We start from the raw sequence: 1,435 nt of genomic DNA on the forward strand, positions 1-1,435 counted from the left end.
TCGACGTCCGCACGACGACAGGCGTCGAGGACCGCGTCGGCGGGCTGGTGCTGCAGGGTCGAGTCCGGGCCGGCGACGGTGCCGTAGCCGACGATCTCGGCCAGCACCGGCCACCCCTCGGCCTCCGCACGGGCGGCGGTGGTGACGATGACGGCGGAGGCGCCGTCGGAGATCTGGGAGGAGGATCCCGCGGTGATGGTCCCGTCCTTCGCGAACGCGGGCCTGAGCTTGCCCATCGACTCGGCGGTCGACTCGGCGCGAACACCCTCGTCGGTCTCCACGACCGTGTCGCCCTTGCGGCCCTTCACCGTCACGGGGACCACCTCGTCCGCGAACCGACCCTCGGCCCACGCGGCCGCGGCGCGCTGGTGGGAGACGGCCGCGAACTCGTCCTGGTGCTCGCGGGTGATCTCCAACTCGGCGTTGCGCGCTTCGGTGAGCGCGCCCATCGGCTGGTCGGTGGGCACGTCGTGCAGGCCGTCGTAGGCCATGTGGTCCAGGACCTCGATGGAACCGTACTTGTACCCGGCACGGCTCTTGGGCAGCAGGTGGGGCGCCTGGGACATCGACTCCTGGCCGCCCGCCACGACGACCTCGGAGTATCCGGCGCGGATCGCCTGGTCCGCCAGCGCGATGGCCGTCAGGCCGGACAGGCACATCTTGTTGATGCTCAGCGCGTCCACCCGCTGGGGGATACCGGCGGCCAGCGACGCCTGACGCGCGGGCATCTGCCCGTTCCCGGCGGACAGCACCTGACCCATGATCACCTGATCGACGGCCTCGGCGGGCACGCCGCCGCGCTCGAGAGCCCCGCGGATGGCGATCCCGCCCAGTTCGGGGGCGGACAGGGAGGACAGACCGCCCTGGAGACGGCCGAACGGGGTGCGGGCCCCGGAGACGATGACGGTGCGGGTGGAGTCGGCGGACATTGCGGACCTTCCATTCGAGGGGCTGTACGTGTACACGCCAAACTACCGTCTGCCGTCACCGACTACCGTGGTCCCCATGACCACTACCCCAGCCGGCCAGCCCCTGCTCCCCGCCGAACTCGTCGTGGCGATCGACCACGTCGGAGTGGCGGTTCCCGACTTCGACGCCGCCGTGTCCTGGTACCGGGACAACCTCGGGATGGAGAACCTCCACGAGGAGGTCAACGAGGAGCAGGGAGTACGCGAGGCCATGCTGGGGTCGCCCGGCCGACCGGACGGAAGCGCCCTCCTCCAGGTGCTCGCCCCCCTCGACGAGTCGTCGACCATCGCCAAGTACCTGGATCGCAACGGCCCGGGCATCCAGCAGATGGCGGTCAGGGTGACCGACATCGAGGCCATCACCGAGCACCTCACCGGACGCGGTGTGCGGGTGCTGTACCCGGAACCGAAGAGAGGCACGGCGGGTTCACGGATCAACTTCGTGCACCCCAAGGACGCCGGGGGCG

General features: G+C 70.7%; 2 protein-coding genes. One reads left to right on the forward strand and one right to left on the reverse strand.

Annotated features, from left to right (window positions below; all coding sequences use genetic code 11):
• On the reverse strand, window positions 1–929 hold a 929-nt coding region (locus G6022_RS10665; RefSeq protein ID WP_182691546.1), incomplete at its 3' end, for an acetyl-CoA C-acyltransferase.
• Between the two features lie 76 nt (window positions 930–1,005).
• Between G6022_RS10665 and mce the strand changes: the two genes are divergently transcribed.
• Window positions 1,006–1,435: methylmalonyl-CoA epimerase (mce, locus tag G6022_RS10670; RefSeq protein WP_182691548.1), on the forward strand; the 430-nt coding region annotated here is incomplete at its 3' end.

This window comes from Dietzia sp. Cai40 (assembly GCF_014145165.1).
Classification (GTDB): Bacteria; Actinomycetota; Actinomycetes; order Mycobacteriales; family Mycobacteriaceae; genus Dietzia; species Dietzia natronolimnaea.